A 13,145-nucleotide genomic window follows, 5' to 3' on the forward strand; every position below is an offset into this window, starting at 1 on the left:
CCGGGTTCCGGCGGCAGCGGGGTGATCCGCAGCCTGGTCGGGCCGCCCAGTGCCTCGATGGCGGTCGCGGCGACGTCCTCCGGCAGCGCCTTACCGTGCCAGCCGTCCCTGTCCTCCACCGCGGGAACGCCCTTGCCCTTGACCGTGCGGGCCAGGATGACGCTGGGCCGGTCGGTGGTCTCACGCGCGGTGGCGAAGGCTTCGTCGATGGCGGCGAGGTCATGGCCGTCGATCGGCAGCGGCTGCGCGCCGAAAGCCCTGATCCTTGCGGAGTACCGGTCCAGGTCCCAGCCCAGTGCGGTCGGCCCGTTCTGGCCCAGCCGGTTCACATCCACGATCGCCGTCAGGTTTCCCAGCCGGTAGTAGGCGGCCTTGTCCAGCGCCTCCCACATGGATCCTTCGGTCATCTCGCTGTCCCCGCAGAGGACCCATGTCCGGTAGGGGAGCCGGTCCAGGTACTTGCCGGCCAGGGCGATGCCGACGGCCACGGGCAGCCCCTGGCCGAGTGATCCGGTTGCCACATCCACCCAGGGCAGGGCCGGCGTGGGATGTCCCTGCAGCCGGCCGCCGAACTGCCGGTAGGAATCGAGCAGCTCCGTTTCGTCGATCACTCCGGCGGCCCGGAACATGGCATAGAGCAGCGGCGAGGCATGCCCCTTGGAGAACACCAGGTGGTCGTTCGCGGCGAGCTCCGGCCGCTGCCAGTCGTAGTGCAGGTGGTTCGCCAGGAGCACCGCCATGAGGTCGGCTGCCGAGAGCGACGAGGTGGCGTGGCCGGAGCCGGCGCGGGTGGTGGCCCGGATGGAGTCGACCCGCAGCTGCGCCGCCAGGCGCCGGCACGTCTCGGCCGCGTCCGGATCCAGGGCGGCGGTTGGTGTGGAATGCGTGACCATCGCTGGTTCTCCTTCACGACAGTTTCCGGGAACCCCTGCCCGGAGGCCGGCAGCACGGGCGCTGTCCGGGAAGGTTCAACCGACCCTACTCCGGCACGTGGCCCTGCGGTAGGGTCCGGGTCCGGCGGAAACCGGCCGGCACGGGATGGCGGGCCCGGCCGCCGCGGGCGGGGTCAGACTCCGCGGGCGGTGTCAGACGCCGGCGAAGTAGCGGGCCACATCCAGGTAGGGAATGTTGATGGCGGCGTCGGCGGCGGCCCGGACGGCAGGCTTGGCGTTGAACGCCACGCCCAGGCCGGCGGCCGCGAGCATGTCCAGGTCGTTGGCGCCGTCGCCGATGGCAATGGTCTGCGCCAGGTCGATGGCCTCCGCCGCGGCCCATTCGCGCAGCACTGCCTCTTTCACCGCCCGGTCCACCACGTCGCCGTCCACCGTGCCGGTCAGCAGCTCCGCGTCGATGCCCAGCAGGTTGGCCCGGTGGTAGGTCAGCTTGAGCTCGGCGGCCAGCGGATCCAGGATCTGGCTGAAGCCGCCGGAGACTACGGCCACCGCGTGGCCGGCGGCCAGGAAAGCCTCCACGAGTTCCCGGGCGCCGTCCGTCAGCCGCACCGCGGCACGGACACGGTCGATCACGTCGAGCGGAAGGTCCTTCAGGGTGGCCACCCGGGCGTGCAGGCTCTGGGCGAAGTCCAGTTCACCGCGCATCGCCGCCTCGGTCACGGCGGCCACCTCCTCGCGCTTGCCCGCATGCTCGGCCAGCAGCTCGATGACCTCCTGCTGGATGAGCGTGGAGTCCACGTCCATGAGCAGCAGCTTGCGCTGCGGCCCGGCCAGCGACGCGTCCATCACGGCCGTGCCCAGGTCGTCGGTGAGGACGGGGGCCAGCGCCGCCCGCAAGGCCGCGACCCCGTCGGAGGCACCGCCGTCGTACTCCACCGTCAGGACGGTGACCTGGAAACGGTCGTTGGCCGCGTTCTCCAGCTCCCTGATGCTCCCGCCGGCTCCGGTGACCGCTGCCTGCACGGCAGCGAGGTAGGCGTCGGGGAGTTCCCGGCCGTAGGAGACGACACGGAGGAGCGAGGGCATGGTGAGTCCGTTCTACGCAAAGCTTGGGGGAGGGCCGAATCCATCATGGCAGGCTCCGGCGCCGCGTTTGGCGAATACTACGCGTTTTAGCCTACTGTCTACTGATATGAGCGATGTACTTGAATTTGCCGGGGTCACTGTTGTCCGCGGGCGGAAAACCCTGCTCGACGGCATTGACTGGCAGGTCAAGGAGGGGGAGCGCTGGGTAGTGCTCGGCCCCAACGGGGCGGGCAAGACCACGCTGCTGCAGATCGCCGGCGCACGCCTGCATCCCACCCGCGGGATCGCCGGGATCCTGGACGAGACCATGGGCAAGGTCGACGTGTTCGAGCTGCGGCCGCGGATCGGCCTGGCCTCCGCCGCGCTGGCGGGCCAGATCCCCGAGCACGAGCAGGTGCTCAATGTGGTGGTCACCGCCGCCTACGGGGTGACCGGCCGCTGGCGCGAACAGTACGACAAGATGGACGAGCGCCGGGCCTTCCGGCTGCTGGATGCCTGGGGCATGTCCACCTTCATGAACCGCACCTTCGCCACCCTGAGCGAGGGCGAACGCAAGCGCGTGCAAATTGCCCGGGCCCTGATGTCCGATCCCGAACTGCTGCTGCTGGACGAGCCGGGTGCCGGCCTGGACCTGGCCGGCCGCGAGGATCTGGTGCGGCGGCTGAGCGAACTGGCCCGGGACGAGGACGCGCCGGCGCTGGTGCTGGTCACCCACCACCTGGAGGAAGTGCCGCCGGGCTTCACCCACGCCATGCTGCTGCGCGAGGGCGGGGTGGTGGCCCAGGGGCCCATCGCGGAGGTGCTGACCGAAGAGAACCTGAGCACCGCCTTCGACATGCCGCTGAGCGTCAAGCACGACGGCGGCCGCTACACTGCCGTAGCCAAGCGCGCCTAGGCGGCGCCCGCCTCATGGATGTGCTGAACGCTGCCCTGATCGGGCTGGGCGGGCTGTGGGCCGGCACCATCAACAGCATTGTCGGCTCCGGCACGCTGGTCACGTTCCCCATTCTCGTGGCGCTGGGCTATGCGCCGGTGACCGCGACCATTTCGAACGCGATGGGCCTGATCGCCGGCAATGTGGGCGGCGTCTACGGCTACCGGAGGGAACTGGCCGGGCTGCGCCGCACCCTGGCCATCCTGCTTCCGGCCTCACTGCTGGGCGGGATCACCGGCGCTTGGCTGCTGCTGCACCTGCCGGAGGAAGTCTTCGGCGTGGCGGCCCCGTTCCTGATCGTGGTGGCGCTGCTGTTCGTGGTGTTCCAACCGAAGCTCCAGGCCTGGGTGCGGGACCGCCAGGCCGCGCAGGCCCGGACCCGGCCGCGGCCGTGGCTGCTGCTGGGTCTGGTCTATTTCGCCGGTGTCTACGGCGGCTACTTCGTGGCCGCGCAGGGCGTGCTGCTGGTGGGAATCCTCGGGGTCTTCCTGCACGGCACCCTGCAGCAGGCCAACGCGGTGAAGAACGTGCTGGTGCTGGGCGTGAACATCATCGCCGCCATCTCCTACATGCTCTTCGCGTTCGACCGGATCGACTGGCCGGTGGTGCTGGTCATCGCCATCAGTTCGCTGATCGGTGCGCTGATTGGCTCCGCCGTGGGACGCCGGCTGAAGCCGGTGGTGCTGCGCAGCATCATTGTTACCCTTGGCCTTGTGGCGCTGTTCGTGCTGGTCAGGAACCTCTTCGCATGAACCTGGTGCGCCTGGACTCCGCCGCCGATCCGCGGGTGGCCGACTACGCGCAGTTGACGGACACCGCGCTGCGCCGCCGCCGCGAGCCCGCCGAGGGGATGTACATCGCCGAAAGCTCCAAGGTGCTGCGCCGCGCCATCGCCGTCGGCCACACCCCGCGGTCTTTCTTCCTGACCGACAAGTGGCTGGACGACCTGCGCGATGTGATCGACAGGTTCCCCGAGGTGCCCGTGTTCGTCGGGACGCCCGAGGTGCTGGAGGCGATCACCGGATTCCACCTGCACCGCGGCGCGATGGCCGCCATGCACCGGCCCGCGCCGCTGCCCGTCGAGGACGTGCTGGCCGGTGCCCGCCGGGTGGCAGTGCTGGAGGACATCGTGGACCACACCAACGTGGGCGCGATCTTCCGATCCGCCGCCGCCATGGGCATGGACGCGGTGCTGCTCAGTCCACAGTGCGCCGACCCGTTGTACCGGCGCAGCATCCGGGTCTCCATGGGCACGGTCTTCCAGATTCCGTGGGCCCGGCTGCCGGAGTGGCCGGAGGGTGTTGCCGCGCTCCGCGACGCCGGGTTCACCACGGCGGCGTTGGAGCTGGCAGAGGACGCCATCACCCTGGATGAGCTGGAACGGCGCAGCTACGACAAGCTGGCGCTGGTGCTGGGCACCGAGGGCGCGGGCGTGAGGGAGCAAACGCTCGACCGGGTGGACCTAACCGTGATGATCCCCATGCGTGCGGGAGTGGATTCCCTGAATGTCGCGGCCGCCAGCGCGGTGGCGTTCTGGGCCTGCCGTGTCACTTCGACGTAAGCCCGCCGAATGCGGTAGAGTTGTGTGCTGGCCCTGATAGGGCTGCCATCTTTCCATCCTTCTAGCCGCTGGCAAAATCCAGGGGCGCGTAGAAAAGGTACAACTATGAAGTCTGATATCCATCCGGCATACGCCCCGGTTGTGTTCCGCGACCTGGCCTCCGGCGTTTCCTTCCTGACCAAGTCCACCGCGACGTCCAAGCGGACGGTGGAGTGGGAAGACGGCAACAGCTACCCGCTGATCGAGGTTGAAATCTCCTCGGAGTCCCACCCGTTCTACACCGGCAAGCAGCGCATCATGGACAGCGCCGGCCGCGTGGAGCGCTTCAACGCACGCTTCAAGGGCTTCGGCGGCAAGAAGTAACACTTCTCCCCGCAAGTCTTCGGCGAAGCCCGCACCGCCCGGTGCGGGCTTCGCCGTTTAATGCGGCGGCCTATTGGCTCGGGTTTGTCGCCCGGGGCCTGGCGCGTCGCGCACCGGCTCCTGGCGTCCCCTGCCGGCCGCGACGTTAGGCTGCTGGCATGGCACCAACTCCACACCGTGAAGCGGTCCGCACTGGGCGGCACCGGGACCATCGCCGCCCGCGGGCGATCGGGGGCCCGGTCACGCTGGCCGTTTCCGCCCTTCTGCTCACGGCATGCGCAGCAGGGCAACAGCAACTACCGGCCGAAATCACCTGCACCACGCAGTACCGTCCGGACTTTGGCAGCAGCACCGGAGAGGAAGCCGGCCAGTTGGTCCTGCCCAGGGTCGACGGCACGACGGGGGACCGGCAGCAGTTGATCGCCGGCTCGTTCCGGCTGTCCGGAAGCTACACGGGGGAGGCCCCGGACGGCCGCGCCGTCTCGCTGGCCATCACCGACGAGTCCGGCAAAGCGCTGGCGACCATGCTGTACCAGCTGGAGGACGGCGCCTCCCTGAAGTCCCGCTTCGCCGGGGGACACGGGTTCACAGGGCTGCACTACATCCGCGACGGAGAAGCTGAACTGCAGCTGTTCTGCGCCGCCGACGGGTAGGTTGCCGGGCGGGAGTGATCGCGGATCCCAACCGGCGGAACAGCGCCCGGACCGGCTAGTCGAGGGGCGGGCAGTGGCTGTGCTCAAACTTCATCCGTGTGACATCGCCGCTCTTGGCCGGGTCGAGCACATAACCCTTCCACACCTGCTCGGGGTCTTCGAAAATCTGGGTGAAGTACGGATCCGAAACCCAAGTGTCGAGCATGGCAAGGGCTGCGGCCTGCCGGCCCTGCTCATTGCTCTCGAAGGCGCCAAGGAATTCACCCTCCCAGGCGCAACGCCAGTAATGCGAGGCAATGGATTCGCCGAGCCCACCCGACTCATACAGCCCGGTCGGGTCGTCGTAACCGCCGGGAATGCCGGCAGGCCAATCGACCCCGGCGGGAAGGGGATGGGGAAAGTCATCGAGCGCGTTCCGGTACAAAGCGGGAATCTCGGCCATGCTGACAAACCCGGGGACGCCCGCGGGTGGTTCCGGCAGCGGGTCGGACGGTGGGGTGGACGCCGGCGTGGAGGGTGGAAGCGAGGTGGACGCGGGGGAAGATGCTGCTGGCGGGAGGTCCTGTGTTGCTTGCGCGGTCGCTTCCGCACACCCGGCCACTGCGATGAACATTGCGCTGACCGCCGCAACGCTGAGGAATTGAGTGGATCGTTTCCTTTTGACCCCCGACATAAGCCCCTGCTTCTTCCCAATGGCCGTGACCTGCCACCTGACGGGCGGGTTTCGGAACAGCATATGCGAAGTATGGGGGTGCGGCATCGCTCATCTGTAGACTGCCCTGTCGTGAACAGGACACCGTGGGACGGAGCGTTCAACCTCAGCGACCTTGGCGGCATGCCGCTGCCTGCAGGTGGTCTAACACGCCGGGGGCAGTTATACCGGTCCGGGGCGCGCGAGTACTTGTCTCTCCAGGGGTGGCAGGATGCGCTGGACTCCGGCCTCACCACTGTAATTGACCTGCGAAACCCCGGCGAAATCAAAAGGGAGCGGCATCATCCCGTTATCGACGAAAAGGTGCTCGAAGACCTGGTGATCGCAAACTTGCCGACCGAGGACCCCGACGACGAGGACTTCATGCGGGTCTGCGGACCTCTGCTGGATCACACTGCGTCCTACCGGGACAATCTTGCCTTCTATCCCCCAAATCTTCTGGACGATAGCCCACGCCGAAGGAGCGGTGCTGTTTCACTGTGCAGGCGGTCGCGATCGGACCGGAATGATCGCCGCCGTTCTCCTCGCACTTGCCGGAGTGCAGGTTGAAGCGATTGCCAGCGACTATGGGCGTGCGGTTCGCAGCGTGGACAAACACGCGCGCCGCAACCCGACGCACAGCAAGGTGAGGGTGCACTCCATCGAAGAGTTAGAGGACCGTATTGCGGAGCGACGGACGGAACTCATTACCAGAAGAAATCGAGCTTCTGAAAAGTCGCTTGCGACCCGCAGGTTCGGCAGGGGCGTAGCTCACTCCGTGCGGGCGCCAGCTGGTTCATGGCTCGGTCGGCGGTGACCCCGCAGACCAGCAGCCGTCTTGCGGCCCACGATGCCACGTCTGGCGGGGCCCTTCCCATTCGCGTGCGACGTCGGTGAGCCAGATCGTGGTATCGGGGTTCCACCCTGCGATGACACTTGCCGTGGCTGAATCAATCCGGAGCGGGCGCGTGGCGCCGTTGAGATATGCGACAACAGTCAGGTGGACGGCATCCCATTCCTGCGCAACTTGTGCCCAGTCCGGAATCACCCATCGGCCGGTCCGTCCGGTAGTGCGGTACCAGTCGTGCCGGCGGGAGGCGGTAACCTCCAGGGGGAAGGCGCGGCACAGGCGGATCCAGTCATCCCCCGTGCGGATCTCATAGGTTCGCCCCACTCCACGGACCGGGATGGTGGTGGCATCTTCCCCGCCAAGGCTGTCTTCGACGAGGTCCAACCCTGACGGAATCTGCCCGACGGTCTGGAGCAACCCCTGCGGGATAGACCACCACGTGCCGGACCAAGGTGCCCCGGGGTCATCGGGCCGGTCTTTCGCAGCCCGAGCTTCTTCGGCTCGCTCTCCACGTCCCCACTCAGCCAAGGTTCGCTGGGGGTCTTTGGGCAGCGGCGACGGATCCTCCGCCGATCGCCAGTCAATTGCCCACTGCTCGATCCGGCGAGGCAGACCCCATTGCCGCCCCGTCGACGAATCCATGACCTGTTCGGCCACGGGGTAGAGGGCGCCGACGACGTCGGGCTGCCCGGCGAGCACGTCTTCACCCTCCGGCTCCTGCCAGTACCTGGCCGACGCCACGGCTAGTTGCAGCGCCGATTGAATGAGTACACCCTTCAGGGCACCCGGATCCAGGGAAGCAATCGCTGCCGCAAACTCTTTCGGTGATGCAGGAGGGAGAGCAACACCTTGACCGGCGGTCAGCAGGACTGTTGAGGAGCCCCTTCCAGAATCGAGTTCGTATGCCAGCCTGGATGCGGCCGTTCTGACGTCCGGGCTGAGCGCCTTCGCCAGCTCGAGGCATAGGCGTCGCCCGCGCGGTCCCTCAAGGAGCAAGTCGGCCCTGTTCTGCATTCGATCATCGTCGCACTTGGAGGGCGAGGGCGGCTGCCTCCGTAGTTACGAAGGGCGTGCCCGATAATTCCATTGTTGTGGGTTCTCCCGCACGTGTGGTGCACTTCCTTTCCCCCCTGAACCCCCAATCAGGCCCGCCACCGGAGGCGGCTGTCCGTGGAGGACGCCTTGCAGGTGTAGGTCTTGCCATTGGTTTTGCCGATGCCCTTCTTGCCCTTCATGGACGAGGCGCAGAAAGCACCCGGGGAGACCTTCAATGCAGTGGAGGGCTTGGCGGCCTTCGTCGGCGTTGCCTTGCTGGCCGGCTTGATGGCGGTGACCTTCACCGTCTTCTGCCCGGGGCAGGAGGTGAGGACCCGCTTCATAGCGGCCTTCTCGGCGGGAGTGACCGACAGGGCGTACTTCTTCTTGACCGCGATTTGGGTGGCGACGAGGGGACAACGGAAGGACTTGTTCTTGGGCAGCCACGCACTGGCCTCGCGGTCGCCCTTCGCCCGATTCGCGGAGGAATCCACGGCCAGCAGGTTCAGCGGGTCGTTGGCCAGGGCGGTGCGCTGGGCGGTAGAGAGCTTCTGGGCACCGGACACCCAGGCCTGGCCCAGTGCCACGACGTGGTCGATGTCGACCTTGTTGCCGCCGCGGACGTAGCTGATGGTCTTGCCGGTGTAGGGATCCTTCAGGGTCCCGGAAGCGATGACGCAGTTATTCGTGCCGGGCTTAAACCTGTCCTTGGTGAGGTCGCGCTTGAGGATATCGTTCCGGGTATCACAGCCGATGCGATCGGTGTCCTTCCATGAGGGTCCGAACTTGTCCCGGGAATAGCCGGTCTTGGCGGCCTTGCCCTTGACCGGCAGGGTGTTCAGCACCGAGGAGGCGCTCGGCCCCGTGGCTTTCGGCCCGAGGGCCTCAGCCGGGGCTGCGGCCGTGAACCCGCCAAGCAGCAGGGCTCCGGCGGTAACGATGGAGGCCAGCATTCGGCCCGGATTCTTGCGCAAGTATTCCCCCAATATGTCCGGCATCAGTCACGCATGCATTCAGTGCGATTGCCTGGGAATTATCCTGCCATACAAAAGGCCTGCCTTTGTGCGGCAGGCCTTCCTTTCCCACGTCGAAGATCCGGAGCTCATCGGTTATGTAGACGGAATGGCCCTCAAGCAGGCCGAAATCCAACTAGCGATAAAACCAGGCAGGGCGAGTAGGAAAGTGGTTTCGCTTGGCTGATCGCAGGTTGTTGGAATTCCAGGGAAGGCGCCGCGGGAAAGCTGCGACAGGAACTGTCTATACGGGTAGGGGCGGTGCCGCCCCCCAGGGATTTCGCGGGGTGAGCGTGCGTCTGCGTTCTTGAGGGCCTCAAGGAACTGCAACCGCTCATCATCATCGATGACCAACTCTGCATGCGTTCCTCGGGGAGGGGCGAGGAGTCGTGGGCCTGTGTAGGTGGCGCCCAGGTATAAATCGTTGAGCGTCTCTCCGGGCTCCGCCATCGGTTGAGTGATGCTCTTTCTACCTCCAAGCGCAAGCCTGGCTACAAATACCACGGCGATGAGCATCAAACCCTCGGTGGCATATCCTCCCCATTTCGTATATCCAATGAAGAACAACCCGGCGCTGACCAGGATCATGCCGATTACTAAGGCAACCGCGATCTTAAATGTTCTACGCATTGCCCTCTTCCAATTTCGGCCTTCCAGTGCCCAGACTTTTCTGATCAGGGTATCCCTACAGGACGTATCATTCGATAGTTTGAGGAGTGGCCGTCCGTTCAATGTCCCAAGGAGTCCGCAGCATGCACCTAAAACGCAGCGAAAGGGGCCGGCAGTTCATGAAAAAAATCCCCGTTGCGGCAGCCTTCGCATCCGGCATCTCCATGGTGTTCCTTGGCCTCGTGTTGGCCTTGTTTACGTGGATTGGTTTCGGGGGAATCAGCGAGGCCGATCAAGGACTGGCTCCTGCCCCTCTCAGGATCGGTTTCGTTCTGGTTTTCCTCGGGCTAGGCGCGCTCGGCTTCGTGATTGCAGTTGTATCGGCCCTTCGAGCTGCGTGGCACCTGGCGAAACGCAGGAAAGCAACAAACGATTAGAGGGCCATCAACGACCGGGGCCAGGCCACAGGCTGGTGAGGTTGGCCACCAAAGCTGCGCACCGGCGTCGTACTTTGCTATTTTCAAGTCCAAGACCTGTTCCTTGGGTCTCCGGACGACGGTTCAGTACCCGGTGTGCGACAAGACTGGCCAAAGGAATCACACATGGAATGGCTGATACTTGTTCTGTCCGGCGTCCTGGAAGCCGTCTGGGCCACGGCCCTGGGCGCATCAAAGAATTTCCGCCGGCTCTGGCCCACCATCATTTTCGTAGTATCCATGGCCCTGAGCATGGCCGGCCTGGCCTACGCCATGACTGCCATACCGGTAGGGACCGCCTATGCGGTCTGGGTCGGCATCGGTGCGGTGCTGACCGCGGCGGTTGCCATGGTCACCGGCGCCGAGAAGGCGACCTTGATACGCGTCCTCCTGCTGCTGGGCATCATCGGCTGCGTTGTCGGCCTCAAGGCGATCGGCTAAGGGGGCTGGCATGCATTGGACTGTCTTGTTGATCAGCGCCGTCCTGGAAGCTGTGTGGGCAACAGCCCTGGGGATGTCGGACGGACTGAGCCGCACGGTGCCCGCCGTGGTGTTCTTCGTGGCCCTGACCCTGAGCATGGTGGGCCTGGGCTATGCCATGCGCGGCATCCCCATCGGCACGGCATATGCGGTGTGGACCGGAGCCGGGGCAGCGCTGACCGTCGGCTACGCCATGCTGTTCGGCGGAGAACCTGCGAGCGTGCTCAAACTGCTGTTCGTTGCCGGGATCATCGGTTGCGTGATCGGGCTGAAGCTTGCCGATACGGGCGACGGGAACAAGTCATGAAAAAGCGCCGGCGGGTAGTGGAGAGGTTGGGGGAGTTACTCCATACCCGCCGGCGCTTGGACCGGGCACGTCCGGCCCCTCTTTCACTCGCACCGTGATGAGGTGTCTATGACACTACGAGCGGGTTCTGGGCACAGCCCCGGCAGCAGCTGGGAGGAACCTGAGTCCCGCGCCGCACGGGCCGCCCCCGGGCCTTGATTAGACTGGGAAAACCGACGACCGCGCCGCCTGACGGCCAACACCGTCCGCCGCCAAGATAGCCGCAAGACAGCCAAGGAGTGCACATGACCGACCACCGCCATGGAGAGTACAAGGTCCAGGGCGGCAAGCTCGTGGTCGTGGACTTCGAGGTGGCGGACGGACAGATCACCCGGCCGTCCGTCAGCGGAGACTTCTTTCTGGAACCGGATGAAGCACTGGCAGACATCAACGCAGCGCTTGACGGGATGAGCATCGAAAGCGCCCACGGCCACTATGCCAGCGCGATAAACGCTGCATTGCGGCCGGACGCGCAAATGTTTGGCTTCTCGGCCGATGCGGTGGCCGTGGCCGTGCGCCGCGCGCTCAACAAGGCCACCGGTTGGCTTGACCATCAATGGCAGGTTATTCCACCCACCCCGCTGCCGACGCACCTGCATGTCGCGATGGACGAGGTCCTGACCCGCCAGGTGGGGGCCGGGAAGCGCCCGCCGACGCTGAGGTTCTGGGAATGGGAGGCGCCGTCGGTGGTGATCGGCAGCTTCCAATCGGTCCGCAACGAAGTGGACCCGGACGGGGTGGAACGCCACGGCATCACCGTGGTGCGCCGGATCAGCGGCGGCGGCGCCATGTTCATGGAACGCGGTAACGCGATTACCTACTCGCTGTACCTCCCGCAGACTCTGGTGGACGGGCAGAGCTTTGAAGCGTCCTACGCGTACCTCGACGCCTGGGTCATGGCGTCGCTGGAGAAGGTCGGCATCAAGGCGTTCTACCAGCCGCTCAACGACATCGCCACGCCGGAGGGCAAGATCGGCGGCGCGGCGCAGAAGCGGTTGGCCAATGGCGGGATGCTGCACCACGTGACCATGTCCTACGACATCGACGCGGACAAGATGACCGACGTCCTTCGGATCGGCAAGGAAAAAATCTCCGACAAGGGCATCGCCAGCGCCAAGAAGCGGGTGGATCCGCTGCGCCGGCAGACCGGCCTGACCCGCGAGGAAATCATCGACGTGATGATCCGAACCTTCAAGGACCGCTATGCCGCCGAGGACAGCGGTTTTTCCGAGGAAGAGCTGGCCATGGCCCGGGAACTCGTGGAGACCAAGTTCGGCACGGAAGAATGGCTGCACCGCGTACCGTAGGGTGAGCGGCGGAAGCCAAGCGGCCGGGCTACCGGTCCCTGCTCCTGACCAGGCGGGCGTGAGCCGCGGCAGGCGAGGCGGCGAATTCGACGCATTCGTAGCCGAGAGCCGCGGCGTCCAGATCGTCGAACACGCGCTCGCCGGAGCCGAGCAGAACGGGCACCATGGCCAGGTGCAGTTCGTCCACGAGCCGCGCTCGCAGGTATTGACGGACTGCAGATGCGCCGCCGCCGAGCCGGACGTCCTGCCCGGCGGCTGCGTCGAAGGCCTGGCGCAGGGCGGACTCGATCCCGTCGTCGACAAAGTGGAAGACGGTCCCGCCGGCCATGGTGATGGGCGGCCGCGGGTAGTTCGTCAGCACGAAGACCGGATGATGGAACGGTGGGTCTTCGCCCCACCAGCCCCGCCACTCCACGGAGGGCCACTCACCGCGCACCGGCCCGAACATGTTCCGGCCCATGATGGTGGCCCCGATGCCCTCCTGCCCGGCCTCGACAAAGTCGTTGTCCAGCCCGGTGGAACCCCCGCCCTCGCCGCCCATCCGCTTGCCGGCCGCGGTCCGGAACACCCACTCGTGCAGCTGTTCGCCGCCCACTCCCAACGGGTCCTCAACGCTCTGGTTCGGGCCGGCGGCGTAGCCGTCAAGCGATACGGAAAAATTGTGCACTCGCAGTCTCGGCACGAATCCTCCTGCTCCTGGCCCCGGCGTCCAAGGGGCCGGGTCCCTGGAAGACGACAGCCTATTCCACGGCGGCGGCGCAGGGAACCGTGCAGCGGCTATCGGCGCGCCATCGCCCGCCGATGCGCCTTCAGCCGCTCGTCCGCCGTCCGCAGCCGTCGTCCGCTCG

The 13,145-nt window shown here is 66.1% G+C and carries 17 protein-coding genes and 1 riboswitch; of the genes, 11 read left to right on the top strand and 6 right to left on the bottom strand.

Annotated features, from left to right (window positions below; all coding sequences use genetic code 11):
- Positions 1–893, bottom strand: an 893-nt coding sequence (locus tag AC5RUJ_RS04635) for a thiamine pyrophosphate-binding protein (RefSeq protein ID WP_494155633.1), incomplete at its 3' end; no start/stop codon positions are given.
- 192 nt (positions 894–1,085) lie between these two features.
- Positions 1,086–1,979, bottom strand: a complete 894-nt coding sequence (gene serB / locus AC5RUJ_RS04640; RefSeq protein ID WP_494127886.1) for a phosphoserine phosphatase SerB — start codon at positions 1,977–1,979, stop codon at positions 1,086–1,088.
- A gap of 106 nt (positions 1,980–2,085) precedes the next feature.
- Between serB and AC5RUJ_RS04645 the strand changes: the two genes are divergently transcribed.
- The 5 genes from AC5RUJ_RS04645 (at position 2,086) to AC5RUJ_RS04665 (ending at position 5,490) form a co-directional block, all read left to right on the top strand.
- Positions 2,086–2,874: an ABC transporter ATP-binding protein gene (locus AC5RUJ_RS04645; RefSeq protein WP_493999667.1), complete on the top strand. Its 789-nt coding sequence runs from the start codon at positions 2,086–2,088 to the stop codon at positions 2,872–2,874.
- A gap of 14 nt (positions 2,875–2,888) precedes the next feature.
- Positions 2,889–3,665 (top strand): sulfite exporter TauE/SafE family protein, encoded by a 777-nt coding sequence (locus AC5RUJ_RS04650; RefSeq protein ID WP_493999668.1) that lies wholly within the window; start codon positions 2,889–2,891, stop codon positions 3,663–3,665.
- Positions 3,662–4,474: a TrmH family RNA methyltransferase gene (locus tag AC5RUJ_RS04655; RefSeq protein ID WP_494127885.1), complete on the top strand. Its 813-nt coding sequence runs from the start codon at positions 3,662–3,664 to the stop codon at positions 4,472–4,474. The genes AC5RUJ_RS04650 and AC5RUJ_RS04655 overlap by 4 nt, the downstream gene beginning before the upstream one ends.
- A 105-nt stretch (positions 4,475–4,579) precedes the next feature.
- Complete coding sequence (locus tag AC5RUJ_RS04660; RefSeq protein ID WP_493978504.1) at positions 4,580–4,837, top strand: type B 50S ribosomal protein L31; 258 nt, start codon at positions 4,580–4,582, stop codon at positions 4,835–4,837.
- Between the two features lie 158 nt (positions 4,838–4,995).
- Positions 4,996–5,490: a hypothetical protein gene (locus AC5RUJ_RS04665; protein ID WP_494127884.1), complete on the top strand. Its 495-nt coding sequence runs from the start codon at positions 4,996–4,998 to the stop codon at positions 5,488–5,490.
- A gap of 55 nt (positions 5,491–5,545) precedes the next feature.
- Here the strand turns inward: AC5RUJ_RS04665 and AC5RUJ_RS04670 are convergent, their stop codons facing one another.
- A complete protein-coding gene (locus tag AC5RUJ_RS04670) occupies positions 5,546–5,932 on the bottom strand; it encodes a hypothetical protein (RefSeq protein WP_494023119.1) in 387 nt (128 codons plus the stop codon).
- A 303-nt stretch (positions 5,933–6,235) separates the two neighbouring features.
- On the opposite strand from AC5RUJ_RS04670, the gene AC5RUJ_RS04675 reads away from it, so the two are divergent.
- Positions 6,236–6,751, top strand: a complete 516-nt coding sequence (locus AC5RUJ_RS04675; protein WP_494155634.1) for a tyrosine-protein phosphatase — start codon at positions 6,236–6,238, stop codon at positions 6,749–6,751.
- Positions 6,636–6,998: a tyrosine-protein phosphatase gene (locus AC5RUJ_RS04680; RefSeq protein ID WP_494127913.1), complete on the top strand. Its 363-nt coding sequence runs from the start codon at positions 6,636–6,638 to the stop codon at positions 6,996–6,998. Before AC5RUJ_RS04675 ends, AC5RUJ_RS04680 begins: the two co-directional genes overlap by 116 nt.
- Here the strand turns inward: AC5RUJ_RS04680 and AC5RUJ_RS04685 are convergent.
- A complete protein-coding gene (locus AC5RUJ_RS04685; RefSeq protein WP_494127882.1) occupies positions 6,978–7,772 on the bottom strand; it encodes a hypothetical protein in 795 nt (264 codons plus the stop codon). The genes AC5RUJ_RS04680 and AC5RUJ_RS04685 overlap by 21 nt on opposite strands.
- A 401-nt stretch (positions 7,773–8,173) precedes the next feature.
- Positions 8,174–9,019, bottom strand: a complete 846-nt coding sequence (locus tag AC5RUJ_RS04690; protein ID WP_494127881.1) for an HNH endonuclease family protein — start codon at positions 9,017–9,019, stop codon at positions 8,174–8,176.
- A gap of 812 nt (positions 9,020–9,831) precedes the next feature.
- On the opposite strand from AC5RUJ_RS04690, the gene AC5RUJ_RS04695 reads away from it, so the two are divergent.
- The 4 genes from AC5RUJ_RS04695 to lplAB all read left to right on the top strand — a co-directional run bounded on the left by AC5RUJ_RS04695 (position 9,832) and on the right by lplAB (position 12,297).
- A complete protein-coding gene (locus AC5RUJ_RS04695; RefSeq protein WP_494013949.1) occupies positions 9,832–10,125 on the top strand; it encodes a hypothetical protein in 294 nt (97 codons plus the stop codon).
- Between the two features lie 89 nt (positions 10,126–10,214).
- Positions 10,215–10,280: riboswitch (guanidine-III (ykkC-III) riboswitch) on the top strand.
- A 10-nt stretch (positions 10,281–10,290) separates the two neighbouring features.
- Positions 10,291–10,605 carry a DMT family transporter gene (locus AC5RUJ_RS04700; RefSeq protein ID WP_493978495.1) on the top strand — a complete coding sequence of 105 codons (315 nt, stop codon included), beginning with the start codon at positions 10,291–10,293 and terminating at the stop codon, positions 10,603–10,605.
- A gap of 10 nt (positions 10,606–10,615) precedes the next feature.
- Positions 10,616–10,951 carry a DMT family transporter gene (locus AC5RUJ_RS04705; RefSeq protein WP_494013950.1) on the top strand — a complete coding sequence of 112 codons (336 nt, stop codon included), beginning with the start codon at positions 10,616–10,618 and terminating at the stop codon, positions 10,949–10,951.
- Positions 10,952–11,235: 284 nt separating this feature from the next.
- On the top strand, positions 11,236–12,297 hold the full coding sequence (gene lplAB, locus AC5RUJ_RS04710) for a lipoate-protein ligase LplAB (RefSeq protein WP_494127880.1): 1,062 nt from the start codon (positions 11,236–11,238) through the stop codon (positions 12,295–12,297).
- A gap of 28 nt (positions 12,298–12,325) precedes the next feature.
- On the opposite strand, the gene AC5RUJ_RS04715 is transcribed toward lplAB, so the two are convergent.
- A complete protein-coding gene (locus AC5RUJ_RS04715; RefSeq protein WP_494127879.1) occupies positions 12,326–12,979 on the bottom strand; it encodes a dihydrofolate reductase family protein in 654 nt (217 codons plus the stop codon).
- Positions 12,980–13,145: the final 166 nt, after the last annotated feature.

It is taken from the genome of Arthrobacter sp. Y3223164 (assembly GCF_059091005.1).